Origin of the sequence: Pseudomonas sp. LjRoot71, assembly GCF_964253255.1 — a bacterium.
GTDB lineage: Bacteria > Pseudomonadota > Gammaproteobacteria > Pseudomonadales > Pseudomonadaceae > Aquipseudomonas.
Genome location: NZ_CAXURA020000001.1, coordinates 1,721,533 through 1,743,894, shown reverse-complemented (window position 1 = coordinate 1,743,894; position 22,362 = coordinate 1,721,533). Strand labels below are relative to the sequence as shown.

Sequence of the window (22,362 nt, the reverse complement as noted above, 5' to 3'; positions counted from 1 at the left end):
CCGGATTGAGTTTACTTGTCATCGGCAAGCAAGGTCTGTGGTTCTTCGGGAACCGGCATGGGCTTGAAAGCACTGACCCTGGAGCGGCCTGTATTGCCGATAGGCACCCAGATTTTGGAGAACAGCAGGGCCGCGAAAATACGTGGTAGTTGCCCCGCGACCTCGCGGTAATCGCCGGTCTGCCAGCCGAGCACAAGCATCAGCCAGTGTGACCCAGCATGCAGCACGGGTTGGCGTTGGGTCAGGATGTGCGCGCGCTCTAACCATTGAAAGGCATCTGCGCTGCGCTGTTCCTGCATGGCCTGCCGGGCCTGCTGAAAGGCTTGTTCAATTGCGAGTTGCAATGCTGCTTTCATCTTCAATCCTCCGATCCTACTTTTTAAGCAGGCGCAGGCCGTTGAACACCACCAGCAGGCTGACGCCCATGTCGGCAAAGACGGCCATCCACATCGTCGCCTGCCCCGTTAGGGTAATGGCGAGAAACAGGGCCTTGATCCCTAACGCCAGCACGATGTTCTGCTTGAGGATGACGGCGGTCTGTTGAGACAGGCGGATGAAGGCCGGGATCTTGCGCAGGTCGTCATCCATCAAGGCCACATCCGCAGTTTCGATGGCCGTGTCCGTGCCGGCGGCGGCCATGGCGAAACCGATTTCAGACTTCGCCAGCGCCGGCGCATCGTTGATGCCATCGCCGACCATCCCTACAACGTAGCCGCGCGCCTGCAATGCTTCAATGGCCTGCAATTTGTCGACTGGCAGAAGGTTGCCGCGTGCCTCGTCGATGCCTACCTGCTGTGCAATCGCATCTGCGGTGTGCGGGTTATCGCCGGTCAGCATTGTGGTCTTCACGCCAAGCGCGTGAAGCTCCTCAATTGCCTGGCGGCTGGAGTCCTTGACGGTATCGGCAACGGCGAACAGGGCAATGGCACGCTGCGGATTGCACAGCACCACCACTGTTTTACCTTGGCGTTCGAGACGCTCCAGCGTCGCTTCCAGCTCGGGTGAGCAGAGGCCAAGCTCTTCCACCAGGCGGTGGTTACCCAGGTGGAAATCTATGCCTTCGATGGTGCCTCGAACACCTCGACCCGGCAGGGCTTCGAATCCCTCAACGGCAGCAAACGTCAGGCCATTCTCAGTGGCATGCTTGGCTATTGCCTGCGAAACCGGGTGGTCAGAGCGACTGGCGAGGCTGGCAGCATGAGTACGGTAGAGTTCTGAATCCTGTTCAACCAACGGCATGTAATCGGTCTGTACCGGCTTGCCATGAGTAATGGTTCCGGTTTTGTCGAGTGCCAGGAAGCCAAGCTTGCCACCGATTTCCAGATAGACGCCGCCTTTGACCAGAATGCCTTTACGCGCCGCCGCTGCCAGGCCACTGACAATGGTGACGGGCGTCGATATGACCAAGGCGCAAGGGCAGGCGACCACCAGCAGCACCAAAGCACGGTAGATCCAGTCGTACCAGGGCTCGGCCATGAAGAGTGGCGGCACAATGGCGATAGCTAGGGCGAATAGGAATACGACAGGGGTGTATACCTTGGCGAATTGATCGACAAAGCGCTGGGTCGGCGCACGTGAACCCTGCGCCTCTTCGACCGCGTGAATGATACGTGCCAGCGTGGTGTTGGCAGCGGCGGCTAGGACGCGGTATTCCAGGGAGCCGGCTTCGTTGATGGTTCCTGCAAAAACCGGGTCGCCAATGGTTTTCTCTACGGGCAGGCTTTCCCCCGTGATGGGCGCTTGGTTGATGGTGGAGTTGCCGGACGTAACCTCGCCGTCGAGACCGATTCGTTCGCCCGGTCTTACCCTGACCAATGCGCCTACGGCGATAGTTTTAACGTCAACTTCAAGCCATGTGCCATCGATCTGCTGCACCGTGGCGCGCTCCGGCGTCAGATCCATCAGGCCGCGGATGGCATTGCGAGCCCGATCCAATGACTTCGCTTCGATCAGTTCTGCTACAGAAAAGAGGAACATGACCATGGCCGCTTCTGGCCATTGCCCAATCAGCACCGCACCGGTCACCGCGATACTCATCAGCGCATTGATGTTCAGGTTGCGGTTCTTCAGCGCGATCCAGCCCTTTTTATAGGTCGTTAGGCCGCACAGCAGAATGGCGAGCAGCGCCACGCCAGCCACAGCCCAATCTGGCGCAAGCTCGGCAAAGTGGATCACTTCCGCCGATACGGCGGCCACGCCCGAGAGCGCCAAGGGCCACCAGGCTTTCTTGCGCGGGGTTCCTTGCGCTTCTTCATTTGCTGTTGCTGAATCCTCAACCACTGGCGTGAAACCAAGGTCGCGAATCGCGGCCAGTGCTGCTGGCAATGCTTCTGCTGTGTGGCTAAACGTCAGTACGCGTTGCAGCAGGTTGAACTCCAGCGCGCTGATGCCGGGCACTGAGGAGAGCTTGTCGCGGATCAGCTTTTCTTCCGTTGGGCAGTCCATCTGTTCAATTTTGATGCGGGCTTGCCCTTCAGCAGAGAGCGGTTCTGCCTGCATTCCCAGGGACAAGATCGCCTCCTCGATGGGGGCGGTCGACGGCAAGTTGTGCCATACCCCAAGAATCCGTTTGATCAGGTTGAAGTCGAGCTTATCTACGCCTGCGAGCTTGCTCAGCTTGTCCTGAATCAGCGACTGTTCGGTAGGGCAGTCCATTTGTTCAATACGGAAACTGCTGAGCCTGGAGCCAACCATGGCATTTACCGTTGTAGTTGCCGTGGCCGAGCACTTAAACGCGCCGCTGGGGTCACAGCAGACATCCTTTGAAACCGCTTCAGGTTTTTGTTCATCACTGCAGCAACCAGCCATGGGGGTATCCTTATTGGTCAGTGCTGTAGAGTGAACACCCTGAAGCCACTACAGGGTCAAGAGTTTGTAGAAGGGGTATTTCATGAAAATTGGAGAGCTGGCCAAGCTTGCCGATTGCCAGGTTGAAACGGTTCGCTATTACGAGCGTGAAGGGCTGTTGCCGACACCGGCTCGCAGCGAGGGCAATTATCGTCTTTACAGCAGTGAGCATCTTGAGAGGCTTACGTTTATTCGTAATTGCCGAACACTGGACATGACCCTGGACGAGATCAGAAGCTTGTTGGCGCTGATGGATCGGCCAGAGGGGAACTGTGAGGGTGTGAATAGCTTAGTGGATGAGCACATCGAGCATGTGCAAGCGCGAGTGACCAGCCTGCTGGCACTGCAACAACAGCTGGTTGAGTTACGCCACCGTTGCGCCTCTGAGCGGGGTGTAGACGAGTGTGGAATTCTTCAGCGGCTGAACACCACTGGCGGAGTCAGTGCACTTCCAGATGATGGCCATACCCACGTTGGGAAAAGCCATCGCCACTAAACAATGCGCCACCACCTGCAGTACTCGGCACGAGACATTGCAGGCGGTGGTGCGGGTTCGTTTGTTTACAAACTGCAAGCGCTTATTTGCTTTGTTCGATTTCAGCTTTAACCAGATCAATCAGTGGCTGTGCACCAAAGCTCAGGAGCGGCTTGCCATTCACAAAGAACGTGGGCGTCTGGCGCACGGCAGCAGCTTGGGCATCCTGGGCGTCTGTTTTAAGCGTTTCGGTGATATCGGTAGCCATCATCTCTGCGCGGGCCTTTTCCACATCTAAGCCTGCAGCTTCAGCAGCCTCCCAGGCTTTGAGCACCTGAGGGTCACTGTGCCATTGCGGTTGAGCCGCGATGATTGCCTCCAGAACCGGCTCATAGACCCCCTGCTTACGCGCAGTTTCAAGGATTCTTGCCGCTGTTTCAGAGCCTTCATGGAAGAGGACGTAACGCAGCACCAAGCGCACATCTTTCGGGTTCTCAGCCAGGATCTGCTTAACCAGTGGAAAGAAGGCACGGCAGGCTTCGCAGGACGGATCGAAGAACTCAACAATGGTTACTGGCGCATTAGCGGCACCGATAACTGGCGAATGGAAGCGCACCAAGGAGCTGGTTGCCGGGGCCGCTGGCGGAGTTTCTTCGCTTGCCGAATATCGATCATAAACGAATGCCGCAGCAGCGAAGCCGAGCGCAGTAAGAATGCTGATGACGAGGACGATTGCACGTCTGCTCATAGGGAAGACCTCCGGCGGATGAGAACAAGAAGAACAGCGATAAGGGTGAATGCACCCAGCGAAAGCAGTGGCAGCGGTATGCTGCCGAAAATCATCATGTCAGCGCTGGAGCATGATGGTCCTGCACCACAGGGCTTGATGCTCTCCGGGATGATCCCGAGGTAGAGCAGGCTGTGGTAAAGCGCGATGAGCCAACCCACGACGGTAACTGGCAACGCATAGCGCCAGACGCCGAAATCTGAGATGTAGCAACCAGCGGCCAGAATCACGACCAGTGGGAACATGAATGCGCGCTGGAACCAGCAGAGAACGCAGGGTGTTTTCCCCATGACCTCGCCGATGAACAGCGCGGCTAAAGTTGAAACAAGCGCAATACCCCAGGCCATAAGTAGCAGGCCCCAGGGGTTGATAGCGCGAGTGTTTGTCTCTGCTTCCTTCATGGTTGATACCTGCCCTCGACTGAGGTGGATGGCGCGGAAACTAGCTTTGGCGCGATACCGCTTGTGGTGACGTCTTGAGCCCGTGCATCTGCCATGCCCATAACCATCAACGAGATGGCGAACAGCGATAAGAGCGCCGGGCGGCGTAGGTGCGCGGACAGAGCCACGAACCCGCGAGGAGAAAGCGATTGCATAAGTTGATCCTGGATTGCAGTGGTCTTTGGCCGCAATGCGGCTTTGTCTAGATCACGCGTCTGGATCGTGGAGGGCGCTCAATCAGGTAGATAGGGCGAACTGGCGTAGCTTGATCCGAAATACGATCAACAGAAAGCTCCAGAAGGGTTCTCGCATGACACCCGCGACGACTGTGAGTGGATCACCAATGATCGGCACCCAACTGAGCAGCAGTGACCAGCGACCGAAGCGGTGATAAGCCTGCTGAGCCTTTTCCAGTTTGCCCTCGCTGACGGGAAACCAGCGCTTGTGTCTGTAGCGCTCGATAGAGCGACCCAGCAGCCAGTTCAGCACCGAGCCCAGTACATTACCTGTGGTGGCCACCGCCAGCAGCGCCCAGACCGCATAGCGGTCAGTCAGCAGCAACCCGACCAGCACCGCCTCCGACTGCATGGGTAGCAACGTGGCAGCACCGAAGGCAGCGAGGAACAGGCCGAAATAACCGGATAACTCCCACATCGGCTAGGCGTTCAGGCCGATCCAGCCGTGGACGCCTACATAAATCCCCACACCGATGATCAGTAGGCTGGAGAAGTACGGTGCGCGACGCGCTACAGCGCCAAGCCAGGGCCAGCGATTGGATGCCTGGCGAGCGCCGATAGCGGCGGCGGCACCAACAGTGACCAGGGTGATAGCCAGACCAATGCTGAAGCACAACACCAGCACCGCTCCAAGCGCGACTTCCTTCACTTGCAGGCAGAGCAGCAGCACGGTGATTGCGGCTGGGCAGGGAATCAACCCGCCCGTTAGGCCGAACATGATGATTTGGCCTGTGGTCACATTACGGTTGCTGAAGCGCTTGCGGATGTCATTGGCGTGCGCCCGTTCATGGGCATCCTGATAGCCATCCAGCGACAGCTCCAGCCCATCCAACTCGGTATGTTCATGCCCGTGGCTGTGCTCGCGGAACTCCAGGTCATAGTCGTGGGAGTGGCCGGCATGGCCCAGGCTAAGACGCGCAGTGAACTCATGAGGCTCGGGAATTTCGTCCAGTGACTCCAGGTAGTCCCCCCGGTCGACGAAGCGAAACTGTTGGGCCAGGCCATCGGGGCGAGTCGTCAGCAGGCTTACTTCACCAGCCGGCCAGGCATGGCCACTCAAGGCCTTCAGTTGCCAGCGCGGTGGAACGCTTTCCTCGAAGATCGACAGCTCGATACGCCCGTGACCAGTGTCAATGCGATGGGTTTCATCATGGTGGTGATGGTCGTGCTGATGCTCATCACCCTCCTCGAAACGCCACATCTGTTCACCTCTCCAGGTGCGCCAAAGCATCCACAGGGCAATGGAGATAATGATGGCGGCAGATGCGAGCTGGAAATAAGGCTCGGTGGTTTCGGCATCCAGGCCTTGTCCTAGGTACATGCCAGCCATGGCCACCAGCCAGACCACGGCTGTGTGCGAAAGCGTTGCAGCAAGACCCAGCAGAATGGCCTGCTTCACCGAGCCACGAATGGCCACGATAAATGCCGCCATCATGGTTTTTGAATGCCCTGGCTCCAGGCCATGCAAGGCACCGAGCAAGATGGCACTGGGGAAATACAGCCAGGCCTGCGAGGCCCCCTGTTGCAGCAGTTCGGCGAAGCTCGACATGGGAAGAGGCCTAGAGGTACTTGGTGATTTGCTTGAAGTCTTCGAGTGATGCGCGCTCGCCTATCGCAAGTGCTTCGACCGTGTGTTCCAGGCAGTGGTCGATATGGTCTTGGATCAGCACACGCTTGGCCTGGCAGACGGCTTTTTCTACGGCATGCAACTGCTGAGCGATGTCGACGCAGGCACGGCTGTCTTCGATCATGGTGACGATGCTGCGCAGGTGGCCCTCCGCACGCTTCAACCTTTTGATGATGTCACCATGACTTTGGTGCTGGTGGCCGTGTTCGTGATCGCTCATGCCTTGAGTCTCGTGCGTCGATGAATTACGCTCGCACTCTATCCCCCCTGGGGGGATGCGGTCAAACCGACCATCCCTCCAGAAAGCCAACCGCTTAGGCATTGAAAGAACCACGATATGCTCAGCAAGCCCCTCAGCGCCAAGGTGATTTTTGCCCTTGCTCTCGCCATCCTGATGGCTTGGGCCGGGCACACCTCTGCGCTGTTTATGGGCTCAAGTCAGCCAGCCGGCAGTGGCTACGACGGCGCTCATTCGCATACCCATGGTGACGAGGCTCTGGCCTGTGCTGAGTATGGGGATCACTGTCACCCACCGCTGACTGCCGACCATCTGCATGAAACGCCGCACCTGACCACGCTGCTGAGCATCAGCACGCAACCAGAGCGTACGCAGCCGATAGAGGCTCCGCGCTACTCCATTCCCCCCAGTCCGATCTTCCTGATCGAGCGGCCACCACGCGCCGCATTCGTGCTCTGACACAGGCCGCTGTGCGGCCCAAGACCACTGCAATTTAGGACTCAACTATGCATTCGCTATCTATGGGCGCAATGGACGCATCTGCCGTGCGCCCAAATCGCTCGTTACTACTGTTGCTGCTGTTCACGGCCTTGCTTTTTCTCGGTATGTCTGACGCACTGGCCCACGCCGTTGCCGAGGGCGACAAGGGCTTTATCCAGGAAAGCTCCGGGGTGATGGTGCTGCCGTTTATCTACATGGGCGCCAAGCACATGATCACCGGCTACGACCACCTGCTGTTCCTCTTCGGGGTGATCTTCTTTCTCTATCGCCTGAAAGACGTGGGTCTCTACGTCACCCTGTTCGCCGTGGGCCACACCGTGACGCTGCTGTTGGGCGTACTGGTGGAAATCCACATCAGCTCCTATGTGATTGACGCCATCATCGGTTTCTCGGTGGTGTACAAGGCGCTGGATAACTTGGGCGCGTTCCAGCGCTGGTTCGGTTATCAGCCGGATACCAAGGCAGCCACGCTGATCTTCGGCCTGCTACATGGCTTCGGTCTGGCGACCAAGATTCAGGAGTACGAGATTTCGGCAGACGGCCTGATTGCCAACCTGATCGCCTTCAACGTTGGCGTCGAAATCGGTCAGCTCCTGGCCCTGAGCGCCATTTTGATTGTCATGGGCTACTGGCGACGTACCGCCAGCTTCTGGCGTCATGCATACACCGCCAACGTCGCCATGATGAGCGCCGGTTTCCTCTTGATGGGTTACCAGCTCACCGGCCTGATCGTCTCTCAGTAAGGAATTCTCAGCATGTTCAATACCAAACTCCCGACCCAAAGCGAATTGCCGACCAGCCGCCAACTGCTGCGCTCCACTGTGATCGCCGTGGGTGTTGCCGCTGCCTTACTGGTCACCGTGGTGATGCCTTCGGAGTACGCCATCGACCCGACGGGCGTTGGTCGCGTACTCGGCCTGACCCAGATGGGCGAAATGAAGATAACCCTGGCCGAAGAAGCGGCAGCGGATGCAACGGTTCAGCCAGCGGCGGCTCCCGTAGCTCAAGCTCCTGTACCTGTTCAGCCAGTAGTTCAAGAGCCTGTTGCAGCAGCATCTGTGGCCGAACCAGTAGCTGAGCCGCAGCCAGCCCTGAAGTCTGATGAGGTGACCGTCACCCTGAAGCCGGGCGAAGCCAGTGAAATCAAGCTGGAAATGCTGGACAAGGCCACGGTCAGCTACGAGTGGACGACCAATGGCATTCCGGTCAACCACGACACCCACGGTGAGCCCTACAACGGCCCCAAGGACTACTACCACAGCTACAGCAAGGCCAAGCAGGTCAAAGGCGACAAAGGCGAACTAACTGCAATTTTCGACGGCACCCACGGCTGGTTCTGGCGCAACCGCAGCAACCAGGACGTGACCATCACGCTGAAGACCAAGGGCGAGTACCTGAGCGTCAAACGCGTGATTTAAGGTAGATAAGCCCCTTCGTCAAATGGCGCAGGGGCTCGCCTGAACACTCAGAGCTATAGCTCCTGTGGTTGGTGACTCTTTCGCGCGCCCTGTCGACGCATCAACCAATAGGCAGCAGGCAACACCAGCATGGACAGCAGCGGGGCTGTGATCATGCCGCCAACCATGGGCGCGGCGATGCGCTTCATGACCTCTGAACCCGCTCCACCGCCCCACAGAATAGGCAGCAGACCGGCTATGATCACGGCAACCGTCATCACCTTGGGTCTGACGCGCAGGACAGCACCTTCGCGGATTGCCTCAAGCAGAGTCGGATCGTCGCTACGCCCAGCATCCACGCGCGCATGCCAGGCGTTCTTCAGATACAGCAGCATGATCACCCCGAATTCGGCAGAGACGCCGGCCAGGGCAATGAAGCCCACGCCGGTGGCGATCGACAGGTTGAAGCCGAACCAGTAGAGCAGCCAGATACCGCCCGATAGGGCGAAGGGCAGGGTGGCCATGATCAGCAGGGCCTCGCTGAAGCGGCTGAAGGTCAGGTAGAGCAGCACGAAGATAATCAACAAAGTCGCCGGCACCACCCAGGCCAGCCGCGCATTGGCACGCTCCAGGAACTCGAACTGACCGGAGTAGGAGACGGTCATGCCAGCATCGAGTTGTACCTGCTCAGCTACGCGTTGCTGCAACTCTCGCACGGTCGATGCCAGGTCGCGCCCACGGACATCGACATAGACCCAACCGGACAGACGCCCGTTCTCGCTGCGCAGCATTGGCGGCCCTTCGGTCAGACTAACCTGGGCGACGGTGCCCAAGGTGATCTGCTGGCCGGCTGGGGTGAGGATCGGCATACGCCGCAGTGCCTCCGGGCTGTCGCGCCACTCCCTGGGGTAGCGCAGGCTGATCGGGAAGCGGGCCAGTCCTTCAACCGTCTCGCCAATATTGCTGCCGCCGATGGCGCCCGATACCACCGCCTGCACATCGGCGATGCTCAGGCCATAGCGCGCCGCGGCCAGGCGGTCGATCTGGATGTCCACGTAGCGCCCGCCGGTGAGGCGTTCCGCCAGCGCCGAACTCACCCCAGGCACCTCTTTGGCCACAGCCTCGATATCGCGCGTTATGCGCTCGATGTCGACCAAGGAGGTTCCGGACACTTTCACCCCAATGGGGCTCTTGATCCCCGTCGCCAGCATGTCGATGCGGTTGCGGATGGGCGGCACCCAGATATTGGACAGCCCCGGAACTTTTACCGCGCGATCCAGTTCCTCGATCAGCTTTTCGGGTGTCATCCCCGCGCGCCATTGATCGCGTGGTTTGAACTGCACCGTGGTTTCGAACATTTCCAGCGGTGCTGGATCGGTGGCGGTCTCTGCTCGCCCGGCCTTGCCGAACACCCGTGCCACTTCGGGCACCGTGAGGATCATCCGGTTGGTTTGCTGCAGCAACTGGGTGGCCTTGCTGGCCGGCAAGCCGGGCAGGGCTGATGGCATGTACAACAGGTCGCCCTCGTCCATCGGCGGTAGAAACTCTCCTCCGAGTCTGCTGAGGGGCCAGAGACTGGACAAAAACACTAGCAAGGCCAGCGCTAGGGTCACCTTAGGCCAAGCCAGCACCCACTCCAGCACCGGCCGGTATGCACCGATCAGCCAACGATTCAAGGGGTTCTGTTGTTCGCTGGGGATATGCCCACGAATCCAGTAGCCCATCAGCACCGGCACCAAGGTGATCGAGAGACCAGCAGCGGCAGCCATGGCATAGGTCTTGGTGAAAGCCAGCGGGCCAAACAGGCGGCCTTCCTGGGCCTCCAGGGTGAAGACCGGGAGGAAAGACAGGGTGATGATCAACAGGCTGAAGAATAGCGCCGGCCCGACCTCGGCCGCGGCTTCGCCGATCACCCGCCAGTGCGCCTCGCCCTGAAGCGGTTCACCGGGGTGTCGAGCCTTCCAGGCCTCGATGTGCTTGTGCGCGTTCTCGATCATCACCACGGCGGCATCGACCATGGCGCCGATGGCGATTGCGATCCCGCCCAGCGACATGATGTTGGCATTGACGCCCTGGTAGCGCATGACGATGAAGGCCATCAGGATGCCCAGGGGCAGGGTGATGATCGCGACCAGCGACGAGCGCAGGTGCCAGAGGAAGATCAGGCAAACCAGGGCCACCACCGCGAACTCTTCCAGCAGCTTGTAGCTGAGGTTATCGATGGCGCGGTCGATCAATTGCGAACGGTCATAGGTGGTGACCACCTCGACGCCGGCCGGCAAGCTGCCCTTCAGGCTGTCCAGCTTGGTCTTCACCGCGGCGATGGCATCGCGGGCATTCTTTCCGGAGCGCAAGATGACCACGCCGCCTACCACTTCACCCTGGCCATCCAGCTCGGCAATGCCACGACGCATCTCTGGCCCCAGCTGAATGGTGGCCACCTGACCCAGCAGCACCGGAACTCCGCTGGCCGAAGCCCGCAGCGGCACATTGCGGAAATCCGCCAGGCTCTCTAGATAGCCTGAAGCCCGCACCATGTACTCGCGCTCTGCCAGCTCCAGGATGGCGCCGCCGGTTTCCTGATTGGCGCTCTTCAGCGCCGCTTCGACCTCCTGCTGAGTTACCCCATAAGCCACCAGCTTCTGCGGATCGAGCAGCACTTGGTATTGCTTGACCATGCCGCCGAGGGTGGCCACTTCGGCTACGTTGGGCAGGCTCTTGAGTTCGTACTTGAGGAACCAGTCCTGCAGTGCCCGCAGCTGGGCAAGATCATGCTGGCCGCTGCGGTCGACCAAGGCGTACTGGTAGATCCAGCCCACGCCGGTGGCATCCGGCCCAAGGGTGGTGGTAACACCCTCGGGCAGGCGTTCCTGCGCCTGGTTGAGGTACTCCAGCACCCGCGAGCGCGCCCAGTAGAGGTCGGTGTCGTCCTCGAACAGCACGTAGACGAAGGAGTCGCCGAAGAACGAGTAGCCGCGCACCGTCTTCGCCCCCGGTACCGAGAGCATGGTTGTGGCCAGTGGGTAGGTCACCTGGTTCTCGACGATCTGCGGTGCCTGTCCGGGAAAGCTGGTTCTGATGATGACCTGGGTGTCAGATAGGTCCGGCAGTGCATCCAACGGCGTGTTGCGCAGCGACCAGAGGCCCAGGGCGGTGATGAACAGGGTGGCCAGCAGTACCAGGAAGCGGTTGCCGATCGACCAATGGATCAGGCGCGCGATCATGGCTGGTCTCCTTCCTTGCGGAGCTGCTCGATCAGCAGGCCGGAGTTTGTCTGACGTGCGGCGATGCGTACGTGATCTCCTGGCTTAAGTCCCACAGCTACTTCGGAGCTGACCAGAGGAAAAGCCATGGTCATACCGGGCATATTCAGGCTCTCGAAGGGGCCATGCTCCAGGGTGACTTGTTTCCCGTCCAGTGCGCGAATAACGCCGTGAGACACATGCAGCCCCTCCGTGCTGTCCTGTTCTGCATTGCCGGCCAGGATGCCCTGCAGGCTGGCTTCCGAATCGATGAGGAACTGGCCGGAGGTAACGACCGCCTGACCTTCCTCAAGACCGGAAAACACCTCCAGACGCCCATCGGCCTCGCGGCCCAAGGTGATTTCCTGGGGGCGGTAGCGTCCGTCGCCTTCGGCCAGCATCACCAATGCACGCTTGCCGGTGCGAATCACGGCTTCACTCGGCACAAGAAGCGTGGATTGTTCGACGGCACTGTTCAGGCGTACGGCGGCGAACATGCCGGGGCGCAACTTACCGGCAGGGTTGGGTAGCTCGCTGCGTACCGTGAGCGTGCGCGTTTGCGGATCGGCACTCGGCAGCAAGGCTATGACGCGGCCCAGCAGCGGTCGATCAGGAAAGGCCGTCAGGTTGGCGCGGATCTCGTCCCCGACCTGGATACTTCCGGCCATGGCCTCGGGTATCGCCGCATCGAGCCAGACACTGGATAGCCCGTTAATCAACGCCAGATCCTGCCCGGCTTCGACGGTCATCCCGGCGCGTACCTGCAAGGCTTGGAGCTCGCCGCTGATAGGTGTGGTGAGGGTTTGCACCGCCCGTGGTTTGCCGCTGTGGCGGACCTGCTCGATCAACGTTTGAGGCATGCCAAGCAGGCGCAGGCGCTCTTGGGCCGCACTTATCAAGCGAGTGTCAGCGGTACGCAGTACCGCCAGGAACTCCAACTGCGCGGCGGACCATTCGGGAATCAGCAGGTCGACCAGGGGGGCTCCGGCAGGCAGCACATCGCCCGGGGCGCGACCGTAAACCCGCTCGACGAATCCGCCGGCGCGGGCCTGGAGGTTCGCCACTTCTCGCTGGTTATAGGCCAGGGAACCCACCGCCTCGATATCCGAGGGCAGTACACCTCGGATCACCATCGAGGTTCGCATTCCGAGGTTCTGCACGGCTTGAGCGGGGATGCTCAGGACAGACGGATCCTGCTCGGATCCTGCGTATTTAGGGACAAGTTCCATATCCATGAAAGGTGACTTGCCCGGCTTATCGAAGCGCTGCTCAGGCTGCATCGGGTCGTACCAATAGAGCACCTTGCGCTCGTCCGTCGGTGCGGAGCTAGGCAGGATCTCGTGTTTGGCTTGCCGCTGGGCCAGCCAGTAGCCACCGCCCGCCGCGCCAATGCCCACGGCCAGCAAGGCGACCGCAAAACCAAATGCCGATATCTTCATTTCAGTCCCTCCACATAGGCGTAGTACAGGCTTGCGGAGAGCTGGCTCAGCTTGCGCTGCTGTTCAATCTGCCGTAGCTGAGCCTCGATCAGGTCGCGCTGGGCGGTGAGGACGGATGTCAGCTGGCTGTTGCCGGCCTGGTAAGCGGCAAGTTCGAGATCGGCACGTTTGCTTGCAAGCGGGATCAAGGTTTTTTCGGTGCGTGACAAGGTCCTGCGCAGTTGCTCAAGCTCGGCAATACCGCCTTCCAGCTCAGCCTGATGGGCGCGCAGTAATGCTTCCTGCTCGGCTTCCATCTGCGACACGCTTTGTTGTCTGGCGTTGATCTTGGGCCCCTGACGTGTGCCTACGAACAACGGCAGGTCGAACGTGAATTGCACCATCACCATATCGCCGAACTGGTTGTCGCGATTGTTGTAGGCAAACTCAACACCCCAGTCGGGGGTCTTCTCGGCGATGGCCTCGTTCAGCTCGGCGCTAGCCTCGCCGACTCGGGCGGAGGCAGCGCGCAACTCAGGGTGTGAGGCAATGCGTTGCTGCAGGTGCGGTGCCACCAGGTTCAGATTGGGAACATCTCCTTGCAAAGGCTGGTCAGCCTCGTTGCCTATCCAGCGGCGCAGCTTGGCACGAGCTACTGCCACATCGCGATTCAGTTCATCTCGCCGATCTTGTAACGCCAAAGCTTCCTGGTCGGCCTGCAACAGCTCGCCAGGCTGAGCACTACCGCCGGCAATCAGCGATTGCACGGTCGAGCGGAGCATCTCGATCTGACGGTCCAGTTGATCGAAGAGGCCAACACTGCGTTCGGCGTAGTACACGTCCAGCCAGCTCACTGCCGTCTGGCGCTTGATTTCCAACTGCATGGCACGCTGCTCGGCCTCGGCCCGCGTCATGGAGGCTTCGGCCAGTTGGCGACGGGCCAGACGCTTGTCGCCGTTTGGTACCTCCTGCATGAGTCCAATGCGGCGCATGGTCATGGAGTCACGATTAAGTGTGTAACGGTCAGGGCCTTCGATCGGCAGGTTGTCGAAGCCTATAATCAGCTTGGGATCGGGCAAGGCGTCTGCGGGCCCTACAGCCTGCTGTGCCGATGCCACCTGTGCCTGGCGCGCGAGGTTCTCAGGGGCACTCTGTTCGGCCAGAGCTTGGGCTCGTTCGAAGGTTAGGGGCTGTGCCTGCGCGGCAAGCCAGGGAGCTGCCCAGAATGCGGCAGCCAACACGCCGAGATAGCCACGGCGTGGAAAAAGGAAAGCGGACATGCTTTCGCCTCCAATGCGATTGATCGAGGTCGCAGCTACGAAACGTGGTCGCGACGATGCGCCTGACTGTAAGGCGCGGGATGATCACGGCATTAGACGAAACGAGGAGGGCGCCAGAGTCCTGCGGGCTCTCGCTTAATCACCGACTGGGTCAGCAATATCTCGGGGCGTGAGGGGAGAGGGGATATGCTCTTGATCACGGTGGTCTGGAGAAGTCCTCCGGTCTTGCATTCCTGGCCGGATTTGCAGGGGGACTTATTGGCCACCCCATCAGACGTGTCCATTTGCTCGCAGCACGGAGCATCGACCATTGCATGGCCCTGATGATCGGCGCTCTGCATCGGGCAAGGTTGTGCCGGCATGCTGAAAGCCACACCGCCGAAGGTCGGCAGCACGAGGCTAACAATCAGTACCAGAACCAATCCAATTCGACGCACGATGATTCACCGAACAAGGCGATAGTGCGACGATAGCAAATTGCTCCGAAGCAGGAGTGCTTCTTTCGACCACTGCAGCACTTCGTTGATCTCGATCAAATTAGAGGATCTGCAAGGCTTCCTCTGTGGACAGGCAGTCCTGTTCGCTACGAAGCATAGTCGTGGTTTCAATGACAGAGCGACAGGCAGAAGAGCATGGCGCGAAAAAAGCCGAGGGAGTGTCAGGTGATTGCAACGCAGGGTGTCCGCTGGCATGGCAAGGCCTGGGTCTCTCCAGGGTTTGGAGTATTTTCGGGGCAGGCCGGTCATCATGATTGGCACTGCCACATGGCTCACCAGATCACCATCGGAATAACCAATGACTTGACCGTGACCACCCCCGACAGCAGTGTCACGGCCCGAGCTATCTGTATCCAGGCAGGCGTAACTCACCGAATCGAAGCGGTGGAGGTTATTTCGATTTACCTTGACGCCTTGTCTGAGGAAACACAGGTGTTCAATGCCGCTACGAACATCTTGCCTATCGATGCACAAAACATTTCGACTCTGCAAAGACTGTTGGCAACTCCCGATATCTCAGCACAACAAATGCGAGGAGCGGTTCGCCAATTTCTTAATCTCACCGATCTGCCGATAATCGATCCACGGCTGCAGCTTGTCCTTAAAGCCTTGAGCAAACCCGCTAATGGCAGGCAAGAGTTGGCCGATCTGATCCACCTTTCGCCGACTCGCTTTTCTCATTGGTTTGTTGAACAGACCGGGTTGCCATTGCGCAGTTATCGTAAGTGGCTTCGTCTGGTCGCTGCGCTGCAACACATTACGGAAGGCCGAAGTTTGACCGTGGCTGCTCATACAGCAGGATTCTCGGATGCGGCGCACTTTTCTCGAACCTTCCGCAGCTTATTTGGCCTCGATCCGTCTTCGGCCTTGAGCCAGGTAAGTCTTAGCAGCTGAGATCAGCTTTTTCGTTCAAGCCAGCAGCGCAGAAGCAGCTTAACGTTATGGTCATCAAGGGGGGCGCACGATGACCAATTGCCTCAGGTTCATGATTCGCTGGTTCAGCTATCCAGTTATTTTTGGTGGTACGGCGGGTTGGATGATCTGGATGCTTTACAAAGGCTTGCCATATTGGCCCGGCACAGCCCTCATTGCCGTAGTCGGAATTATTCCGGTCGCCATCTTGGAGTGCCTGCAGCCATTCCGGAAGAGCTGGCTTGCCGGCCACCAAGACACACTGACCGACCTGCTTCACATGATCGTAAATCTGTCTGTCATCCAGTTCACCGCCGCGATCCTGGCTCGGCTGGGCGATTGGGTGAACGCCAGTGCCCCAAATGCGGTAGTGCGTTGCTAGTGCGCACAGTGAAAAGCGGCCCCAAGGCCGGCCAGCAGTTCTGGGGCTGCAGCGCCTTCCCCAAATGCCGAACCATACAGCCCCTTAACTGATTCATGCGATGGAGTCCGCACGATGCCTCTGCAAAACCGAATGAACCCGATGGGGCAGTTGCATGGCGTAAAGGCCAGAGGCCTGCTGATGGGGAATCGTGGTCAGTTGCACAATGCGGCACGCGAGATCGTGCGCCCCTGGAAACTGAACCGCTGGATCACCTGCGCTTTGGAGTATCAGGGCATCAAGCGTGAGTTGATGGCGTCCAACAGCTACACCGAACTATTCTTTCTTGATGAGCCTACCAGCTATGCCGCTGGGCACCGCCCCTGTGGTGACTGTCGCAAGGATCGCTACAAAGCCTTCAAGGCCGCCTGGGCCAAAACCTTTCCGGATCAGGATCGGTCTGCCGCCGGGATCGACAAGGTTCTGCAGGCCGCTCGCATGAACGCCGATAACAGCCAGCGTACCTGGCAAGCGAGTCTGGCAGGCCTTCCGGAGGGCACGATGGTTGAGCATGAAGGTCAGCCGGTATTGCTCTGGCGCGGACGTCAGTGGTGCTGGGGTTTCGACGGCTACAGCCCGCTTCCTCAGCCTATGACTAGCGATGTGGTGACCGTGCTGACTCCAGTGTCAATCGTGGCGCTATTCAAAAATGGCCTGGGTCCAGAGTTGCTGGTGCATCCCTCTGCTGAGGTGGAGTGCTAGGGATGAGAAACTGCTTTCGTGAGTCGATTCCGGAAATCCGAGATACCTCACGCTATCTGGATGCAGCCGTTTCTGCGCATCTCACGGGCCATCGGGAGCTGGCGTCGGCTCTGTTCAAACTGGCTGATTGCGACACGAACAGAGCCTGGCTGGAGTCCATCTGGGGTGCCAAGAGCGCTTATGTGAAGCTGACGCCTCTGCTTGATCAGCCGCTTGATCCTGCCCTGCGAGTGCAGTCGCGCATGCCGAGCAAAACGCAGATGGCTGAGCTGCATGCGCGCGATGGCTATCACTGCCGCTATTGCGGTATACCCGTGATCCGCCCCGAGGTTCGCAAGAAGGCGTGCCTGCTGTACCCCGAGCAGGTTACCTGGGGCTCCGCCAATGTTTCACAGCACGCGGGTTTCCAAACCCTCTGGGCGCAGTATGACCACGTGCTGCCCCATGCCTACGGCGGCACCAATGATCTGGATAACCTGGTGGTGAGTTGCGCGGCCTGCAATTTCGGCAAGATGTCTTACCGGCTGGAAGAGCTGGGTTTGGCTGATCCGCGTGAACGACCTCCTGTGCAGTCGCAATGGGATGGCCTTGAACGCCTGCTTAGCGCCTGAGCCAATCTAGCTTTGGGATATTGCCTATAGCTTTGGGTGTTGGCGATTAACTTTCCAGTTGATCCGTTCGGCAAGGATCTAGCTAGCGCCCAAGTCGCTAAAGCAGTGCGCGGTAGCGCACTGCTCAGGTAACTTATCCGTGTTCCAAAATAGGAGCAGACAAAGGCTGCTATGTCCCTCGTGGGTCGCTTTGGAAAGGCAGTGTGGTTATTCGCCTCGCGAGGTGCGATGGCACCTCGATTCGTCCCACCACCCGCCCACGGCCAAAAACTGCAGGCTGCTTCGGTTGGCGAACTTTTGACAAGTCAGCGTCCTGAGCAGGTCTGATATGCAATTTTTGACCAGCCCCAGATCGACGGTTCCCATAGACGCTGATGGATTCTATGGATTGGTGCCCCATCATGTAAGCGATGGCCTCATCGCTCTCGCCGGAGGCTTTTAGGGTTGAGCCCAGTTGGTGGCGGAAGCTTTTCAGGGTTGGGTGCTGTTTGCGCCTTGGCCACAGCGCTCGGCACTCTTTGCGTAGGCGATCCCGAATAGCTGTATTGGTACGAGGGCAGATACGCATACATTTCGCTGCGCCTTCCACAGCCTGGAGTACCGCAGGGTCGTCAATGACCAGTGTTCTGTCAGCGCCCCTATCCTGCGGAGCGCTTTTTTTTCCGCCGATGATATGGACGTGATTGTCCTTCACCGTGATCGAGCGCATCTCGCAGGGGCGTACCCCCAGGTAATAGGCCAGTACTAGCGACCAGGCTTCATCCATGAACTCACGCGCTAGTAGATGCTCCTGAAGCTCTCTGTAGTCTTCTTCGGAGATCGAGCGAATTTGCTTGAGTTTGGGTTTCTTGGGAAGTGTTGAGCCTTGCGCTGTCACTGGGTTGACGAGCTGCTTGATGGCTTTGGCTGCTTGGTGGTTGCCGCGTGCTTTTTGGTCATGTGCCAGGGCGCTCTTTAGTGTACCGAAGCTGTTGGGCCTGTACTCGCTGGCACTCTTTAGCAAAGCCGCGCAGATTTGCGCTGAATCTGGGGCCTCTGATTCGCAGTGCTTTCGATAGAAATTGCGGGCTCTGGTCTGGTACTTCTTCAGTGTGAGTGATTGCATGGTCGTCATCTCTTTTAGTTGTTTTTGATGACAAAGCTAAGCCGCTTCGCGAAGGGCGGTGAAGCAGCTCAGTCTTCACTGAAACTATTCCGCCTTCGCTCCATGTTTTCCCGTTACGCCTGAACTGCTCCACCGCCCCCATACTCGCGCCGCGAGTATGGGGGCGCGTTTTTACTCGCGCGCCCACTTCATCTTCATTCAGCGTGCGCCGTGAGCAAAAGCGCGCGCAAGCGTTTTGTCATCAAAATCAAAAAGCAGCCAGCGCCTGTGGCGCTGAAGGGACGAGCTCGGCAGCACGATGCCCGCCAGAGGCGATGCCTCAAGAATCGATGCATTTCAAAAATGCTTGCCATTGGTCGAGGTTCTGGTTACGTATTTGTTATTTAAGTAATTGATTTATATTGCTTTTTATCCGAAATATAACCAATAAAAGCAGTGCCAGTTTTGGCACTCTTTGCGCCAGAGGTGGCGGTGATGGTGCCACTTCCGGCTGCTTTCGGTGCCTGACCAGGCACTGCTAATGCCGCATGCGGCACAGTAAGTGTGTCGCAAACCGCAGCTGCGACATGCGGGGTGTATCGCAGCTAGCAGCATGCGACATGGTCAGCGTATCGCAGCGCGTGTTGGCGACAGACTAGGTGTGCCGCACCGGTGCCCTGCGACACTCCCAGAGTGTCGCAAACCGAGTCTGCGACATGCGGGGGGTATCGCGGCTAGCGCATGCGGCACAAGATTCGTATCGCAGCGCGAGCTTGCGATAGGCCTAGGGTGTCGCAGTTAGACTATGTCATTGGGGCAAACAGCTTTCGTGCGGATGGGGCTGTCTGTTGCTTTTGCCAATATGCAATTGCACTCATCTGACCAGCCATTTGCACTCATTTGCTCGCCAGAGCACGTAGGGGACGCCGTCACGACAGGCCGCAACCGGCCATTAGCAGTCAGTCAGATGAGCCTACGAAACCAGAGCCGATTCACACTATAGAATTTCGAACCCCAAGCCCGATAACGTTTTTGATTCATCATCCTTGAGCTTCTTCACAGCCCAGATCAGCAAGTGGCTGGGCCTTGAGCTCGCAACATATGCAAAACGTGCGGCTTCAGAAGCCGAGTCTGCCAGCCAGTCTTTCCAGTTCGACTGGTTAGGACCTGGCTGCAGCGAAGAGACCACAACCGTTGCCTCATGCGTTTCCCCTTTGACCTGATGAATGGTCGCAAATTGAAGGCGCGTACCAGTGTCCTGATGTCGATCAACCAGACGGCTCTGCAACGTGGCTTTTCCCAAGCCGGCGGGAGCCGAGAGATGCGCTTCTCGCAGGCCCTCCAGTTTCCCTGCAAGCTCATCAGGTACAAAGGGTTGGTCTGGTAACGACCGTATCGCTTTCTTGGTCAAGGAGGCCCAGCTCTTCCAAGTCAGATCTACCTTCGCCGAACCGCAGCTCGCGAGGTAGGTTAGGCAGTCGGACACAAACAACCTCCAGGTCAGACTGGACTCGACATCATGGGGGCAACTCATTGCGGACATCCTGACCTGCGCTCCTAACTTGGCAGCCAGCCAGGCGGCAAAAGTTTCCATCGCCTGGCGCACCTCGCTCAAGTCATCGCTATGAAACTGTATACAGGCCAGAGCCAACTCCTCCAGAGGTTTGAGGGCACTCCCCACACTGAATCGCTGTAGCGTGCTATGCCCGCGCGCAACGACAACGACGTGCTGATAGGGCCTGGTCAGCTCTAGGACTGTCGTTACGATCTCCGAGGGGCATTTGGCGTACTGGATCAATTTCGGCCGGATGATCTCTATCGCTGAATTGCCCGAAAGTCGATCCAGCTTCAATAAATTGCTGCACAGATCCACGATTCCCTGTCCGCTTCGCCAATTGGCGGTCAGATCGCATGATTTGAAGGCGAGCTCTTCGATGAATTGTTTCACTAGAGCCGGCTCTGAACGGCGGAAGCCATAGATTGACTGGTTCAGGTCGCCCACGAAGTGAAACCGCATCCCAAGCTGATGAAGACTCTTGATGATCCTCAGTTGAGCAAAGGACAAATCCTGGCACTCATCGACAAAGATCACCGGGTAGCGACGTGCCAAACGCTCAAAATAATCCGACAGAGCCTTGTTGCCGAGCGCTTTGATCGCGATCATTCCTACGTCATTGTGCGTGGCAAATCCCGCCTTCCACAGTCGTTTTTTTGTCTTAACCAGGTCTTCAACAAGCGCCGGTGTCTTTTCCACGTTATTGAGCTTTTTGTCGAGCGTTAGCTCACCCGTATCGAACACAAAGCTCTTGCTTTTAAGGTCGTAATCGTACCGGCACGCCGAGATTCGCTGACCTGAAACTTTGCGTGAAGTCAGGAACAAGTTCGACGTGTTGTCCACTACGCGAATCCGAAAGTCGCCTTCTCTACCTGGGAACTCGGTGACTACACTCGCGACGCCAGCCACGATCTGGGACAGCAGGAAGCTGTCGAACGTAGATACGCAGTGAGGATACGCCACCGACTCACCGAGGTGTCTGGACAGGCGCCTGCTCAGCTCGTCAGTAGCACTGTTCGAAAATGTCAGAACCGCCATCCCTGCAGGGAACCGAGCCCAACATCGGATCGTTTGAGACACCATTGCGGCAATGACCTCGGTTTTCCCGCTGCCCGGGCAGGCCTTCAGGTACACGTTCTCCTCCAGGGAGGTGTTCATGTAGGCCTGCTGCTCTTCGGTCGGAAAGGTCATAACGCGTCTCTAGCCGCTTTCTGCTCGTCGAGCCCACAAGCCCAGAGGATGGCGTCCTGAATGTACTGAGGTACGCTGATCCCTGTCGCATCCCGAGCAAGCTCATCTGCCAGCACCTGGGCGTACAATCCCTTGCCTATTTCCGTACATTCGATCCGGTACAGCAATTCTCCTGCATGCGCTGCCTTATCTGCGTTTCCCATCTGAGCGAAGTTGAGTTTTGCAGCCTCCTCCAACGCAGGTTTGACCGTCCCTCTATCGCTCTCGGGCCACAATGTTGCAATCACGGAAAGCATCCGCCCCAAGTTTGAACCCTCCAGCGCAAGGTCATATTCAAGCGTTTTGAAGGGGCTGCCAAAGAGGCGGGCATGGCTAGACTTTGCGATCTCAGGAATCAGCGCGAGAGCGTGGTTCTCGCCGGGGATACACGACTCAGCATGAGGCCAATACGGAACTTTCCTTTCTTTGCCATTCTCGTCAATGACCTTCTCGATAGACTTTGGCGGGTCGTTGTCGGTAAGACCTGCACAACGCACAGGTACGTTCAGGCTTATGTCCTGCCCGTCTACGTCGCAAAACAGTTGCATAAAATAGTTGAAGTAGATGCCGTTCAGATTGATGACTGATACGCCGTAGTCATCCAGGGAGTCTTTCCCCTCCCCAAATCGCTGCAGAATGACCCTGGCAAGTTCGGGCACAACGATCGCCTCGGCGATACCCTCCACAAGCACCACGCCCTTCGCGAACAACAGGTTCGACTTGGTCACGTCGAGCCATCGGTCGACAAATTTGCGACTGGGTTCAGACAGGCCGCACAGCCTAAGCGGCACCGCTAAGGATGGTCTGAAGTAGCCATGTATTTCCCCGGCATACCACCTAGCGCAACTTTTAAACTCGCCAA

20 protein-coding genes and 1 pseudogene are annotated in these 22,362 nt (G+C 58.3%); 8 read left to right on the top strand and 13 right to left on the bottom strand.

Going from position 1 to position 22,362, the window contains the following annotated elements:
* Positions 1-11 precede the first annotated feature (11 nt).
* Together ACSQ17_RS08285 and ACSQ17_RS08280 are read right to left on the bottom strand one after the other, a co-directional pair.
* On the bottom strand, positions 12-356 hold the full coding sequence (locus tag ACSQ17_RS08285) for a DUF3703 domain-containing protein (RefSeq protein WP_017675704.1): 345 nt from the start codon (positions 354-356) through the stop codon (positions 12-14).
* Positions 357-372: 16 nt separating this feature from the next.
* Positions 373-2,655 (bottom strand): heavy metal translocating P-type ATPase, encoded by a 2,283-nt coding sequence (locus ACSQ17_RS08280; RefSeq protein WP_167144326.1) that lies wholly within the window; start codon positions 2,653-2,655, stop codon positions 373-375.
* Positions 2,656-2,890: 235 nt separating this feature from the next.
* On the opposite strand from ACSQ17_RS08280, the gene cadR reads away from it, so the two are divergent.
* Positions 2,891-3,343, top strand: coding sequence for a Cd(II)/Pb(II)-responsive transcriptional regulator (gene cadR, locus ACSQ17_RS08275; RefSeq protein WP_017675702.1), 453 nt, complete (start codon positions 2,891-2,893; stop codon positions 3,341-3,343).
* An 82-nt stretch (positions 3,344-3,425) separates the two neighbouring features.
* Here cadR and ACSQ17_RS08270 read toward each other — a convergent pair whose 3' ends face one another.
* The 5 genes from ACSQ17_RS08270 to mreA form a co-directional block, all read right to left on the bottom strand.
* Positions 3,426-4,070: a DsbA family protein gene (locus ACSQ17_RS08270; RefSeq protein WP_137821416.1), complete on the bottom strand. Its 645-nt coding sequence runs from the start codon at positions 4,068-4,070 to the stop codon at positions 3,426-3,428.
* Positions 4,067-4,510 carry a disulfide bond formation protein B gene (locus tag ACSQ17_RS08265; protein WP_137821415.1) on the bottom strand — a complete coding sequence of 148 codons (444 nt, stop codon included), beginning with the start codon at positions 4,508-4,510 and terminating at the stop codon, positions 4,067-4,069. The genes ACSQ17_RS08270 and ACSQ17_RS08265 overlap by 4 nt, the downstream gene beginning before the upstream one ends.
* A gap of 276 nt (positions 4,511-4,786) precedes the next feature.
* A complete protein-coding gene (locus ACSQ17_RS08260) occupies positions 4,787-5,203 on the bottom strand; it encodes a YqaA family protein (RefSeq protein ID WP_310287206.1) in 417 nt (138 codons plus the stop codon).
* 3 nt (positions 5,204-5,206) lie between these two features.
* Positions 5,207-6,334, bottom strand: a complete 1,128-nt coding sequence (locus ACSQ17_RS08255) for a nickel/cobalt efflux transporter (protein ID WP_045733415.1) — start codon at positions 6,332-6,334, stop codon at positions 5,207-5,209.
* 10 nt (positions 6,335-6,344) lie between these two features.
* Positions 6,345-6,632, bottom strand: a complete 288-nt coding sequence (gene mreA / locus ACSQ17_RS08250; RefSeq protein WP_045733414.1) for a metal-sensing transcriptional repressor MreA — start codon at positions 6,630-6,632, stop codon at positions 6,345-6,347.
* A 117-nt stretch (positions 6,633-6,749) separates the two neighbouring features.
* On the opposite strand from mreA, the gene ACSQ17_RS08245 reads away from it, so the two are divergent.
* The 3 genes from ACSQ17_RS08245 to ACSQ17_RS08235 are packed head-to-tail and all read left to right on the top strand — an operon-like array spanning position 6,750 to position 8,569.
* Positions 6,750-7,109: a hypothetical protein gene (locus ACSQ17_RS08245; RefSeq protein WP_045733413.1), complete on the top strand. Its 360-nt coding sequence runs from the start codon at positions 6,750-6,752 to the stop codon at positions 7,107-7,109.
* Positions 7,110-7,156: 47 nt separating this feature from the next.
* On the top strand, positions 7,157-7,894 hold the full coding sequence (locus tag ACSQ17_RS08240) for a HupE/UreJ family protein (protein ID WP_045733412.1): 738 nt from the start codon (positions 7,157-7,159) through the stop codon (positions 7,892-7,894).
* Positions 7,895-7,906: 12 nt separating this feature from the next.
* A complete protein-coding gene (locus ACSQ17_RS08235; RefSeq protein WP_045733411.1) occupies positions 7,907-8,569 on the top strand; it encodes a hypothetical protein in 663 nt (220 codons plus the stop codon).
* A 53-nt stretch (positions 8,570-8,622) separates the two neighbouring features.
* Here the strand turns inward: ACSQ17_RS08235 and ACSQ17_RS08230 are convergent, their stop codons facing one another.
* Genes ACSQ17_RS08230 through ACSQ17_RS08220 form a run of 3 tightly spaced genes read right to left on the bottom strand, consistent with a single transcriptional unit; the run spans position 8,623 to position 14,488 of the window.
* Positions 8,623-11,772: an efflux RND transporter permease subunit gene (locus ACSQ17_RS08230; RefSeq protein ID WP_310287198.1), complete on the bottom strand. Its 3,150-nt coding sequence runs from the start codon at positions 11,770-11,772 to the stop codon at positions 8,623-8,625.
* A complete protein-coding gene (locus ACSQ17_RS08225) occupies positions 11,769-13,229 on the bottom strand; it encodes an efflux RND transporter periplasmic adaptor subunit (RefSeq protein ID WP_373389476.1) in 1,461 nt (486 codons plus the stop codon). The genes ACSQ17_RS08230 and ACSQ17_RS08225 overlap by 4 nt, the downstream gene beginning before the upstream one ends.
* Positions 13,226-14,488: a TolC family protein gene (locus ACSQ17_RS08220; RefSeq protein WP_373389475.1), complete on the bottom strand. Its 1,263-nt coding sequence runs from the start codon at positions 14,486-14,488 to the stop codon at positions 13,226-13,228. Before ACSQ17_RS08220 ends, ACSQ17_RS08225 begins: the two co-directional genes overlap by 4 nt.
* A gap of 662 nt (positions 14,489-15,150) precedes the next feature.
* Between ACSQ17_RS08220 and ACSQ17_RS08215 the strand changes: the two genes are divergently transcribed.
* The 4 genes and pseudogenes from ACSQ17_RS08215 to ACSQ17_RS08200 all read left to right on the top strand — a co-directional run bounded on the left by ACSQ17_RS08215 (position 15,151) and on the right by ACSQ17_RS08200 (position 17,631).
* On the top strand, positions 15,151-15,879 hold the full coding sequence (locus tag ACSQ17_RS08215; protein WP_075751201.1) for an AraC family transcriptional regulator: 729 nt from the start codon (positions 15,151-15,153) through the stop codon (positions 15,877-15,879).
* A 276-nt stretch (positions 15,880-16,155) separates the two neighbouring features.
* Positions 16,156-16,371: pseudogene (locus ACSQ17_RS08210) on the top strand (topoisomerase DNA-binding C4 zinc finger domain-containing protein); the annotation flags it as partial.
* Between the two features lie 22 nt (positions 16,372-16,393).
* Entirely contained in the window at positions 16,394-17,020 is a 627-nt protein-coding gene (locus ACSQ17_RS08205) for a hypothetical protein (protein WP_075750119.1), read from the top strand.
* A 2-nt stretch (positions 17,021-17,022) separates the two neighbouring features.
* On the top strand, positions 17,023-17,631 hold the full coding sequence (locus tag ACSQ17_RS08200; RefSeq protein WP_075750117.1) for an HNH endonuclease: 609 nt from the start codon (positions 17,023-17,025) through the stop codon (positions 17,629-17,631).
* Between the two features lie 169 nt (positions 17,632-17,800).
* Here the strand turns inward: ACSQ17_RS08200 and ACSQ17_RS08195 are convergent, their stop codons facing one another.
* The 3 genes from ACSQ17_RS08195 to ACSQ17_RS08185 form a co-directional block, all read right to left on the bottom strand.
* Positions 17,801-18,736, bottom strand: coding sequence for a site-specific integrase (locus ACSQ17_RS08195; protein ID WP_075750114.1), 936 nt, complete (start codon positions 18,734-18,736; stop codon positions 17,801-17,803).
* Between the two features lie 976 nt (positions 18,737-19,712).
* Positions 19,713-21,461, bottom strand: a complete 1,749-nt coding sequence (locus ACSQ17_RS08190) for a UvrD-helicase domain-containing protein (protein WP_436068215.1) — start codon at positions 21,459-21,461, stop codon at positions 19,713-19,715.
* Positions 21,458-22,228: an ATP-dependent endonuclease gene (locus ACSQ17_RS08185; RefSeq protein WP_436068214.1), complete on the bottom strand. Its 771-nt coding sequence runs from the start codon at positions 22,226-22,228 to the stop codon at positions 21,458-21,460. Before ACSQ17_RS08185 ends, ACSQ17_RS08190 begins: the two co-directional genes overlap by 4 nt.
* Positions 22,229-22,362: the final 134 nt, after the last annotated feature.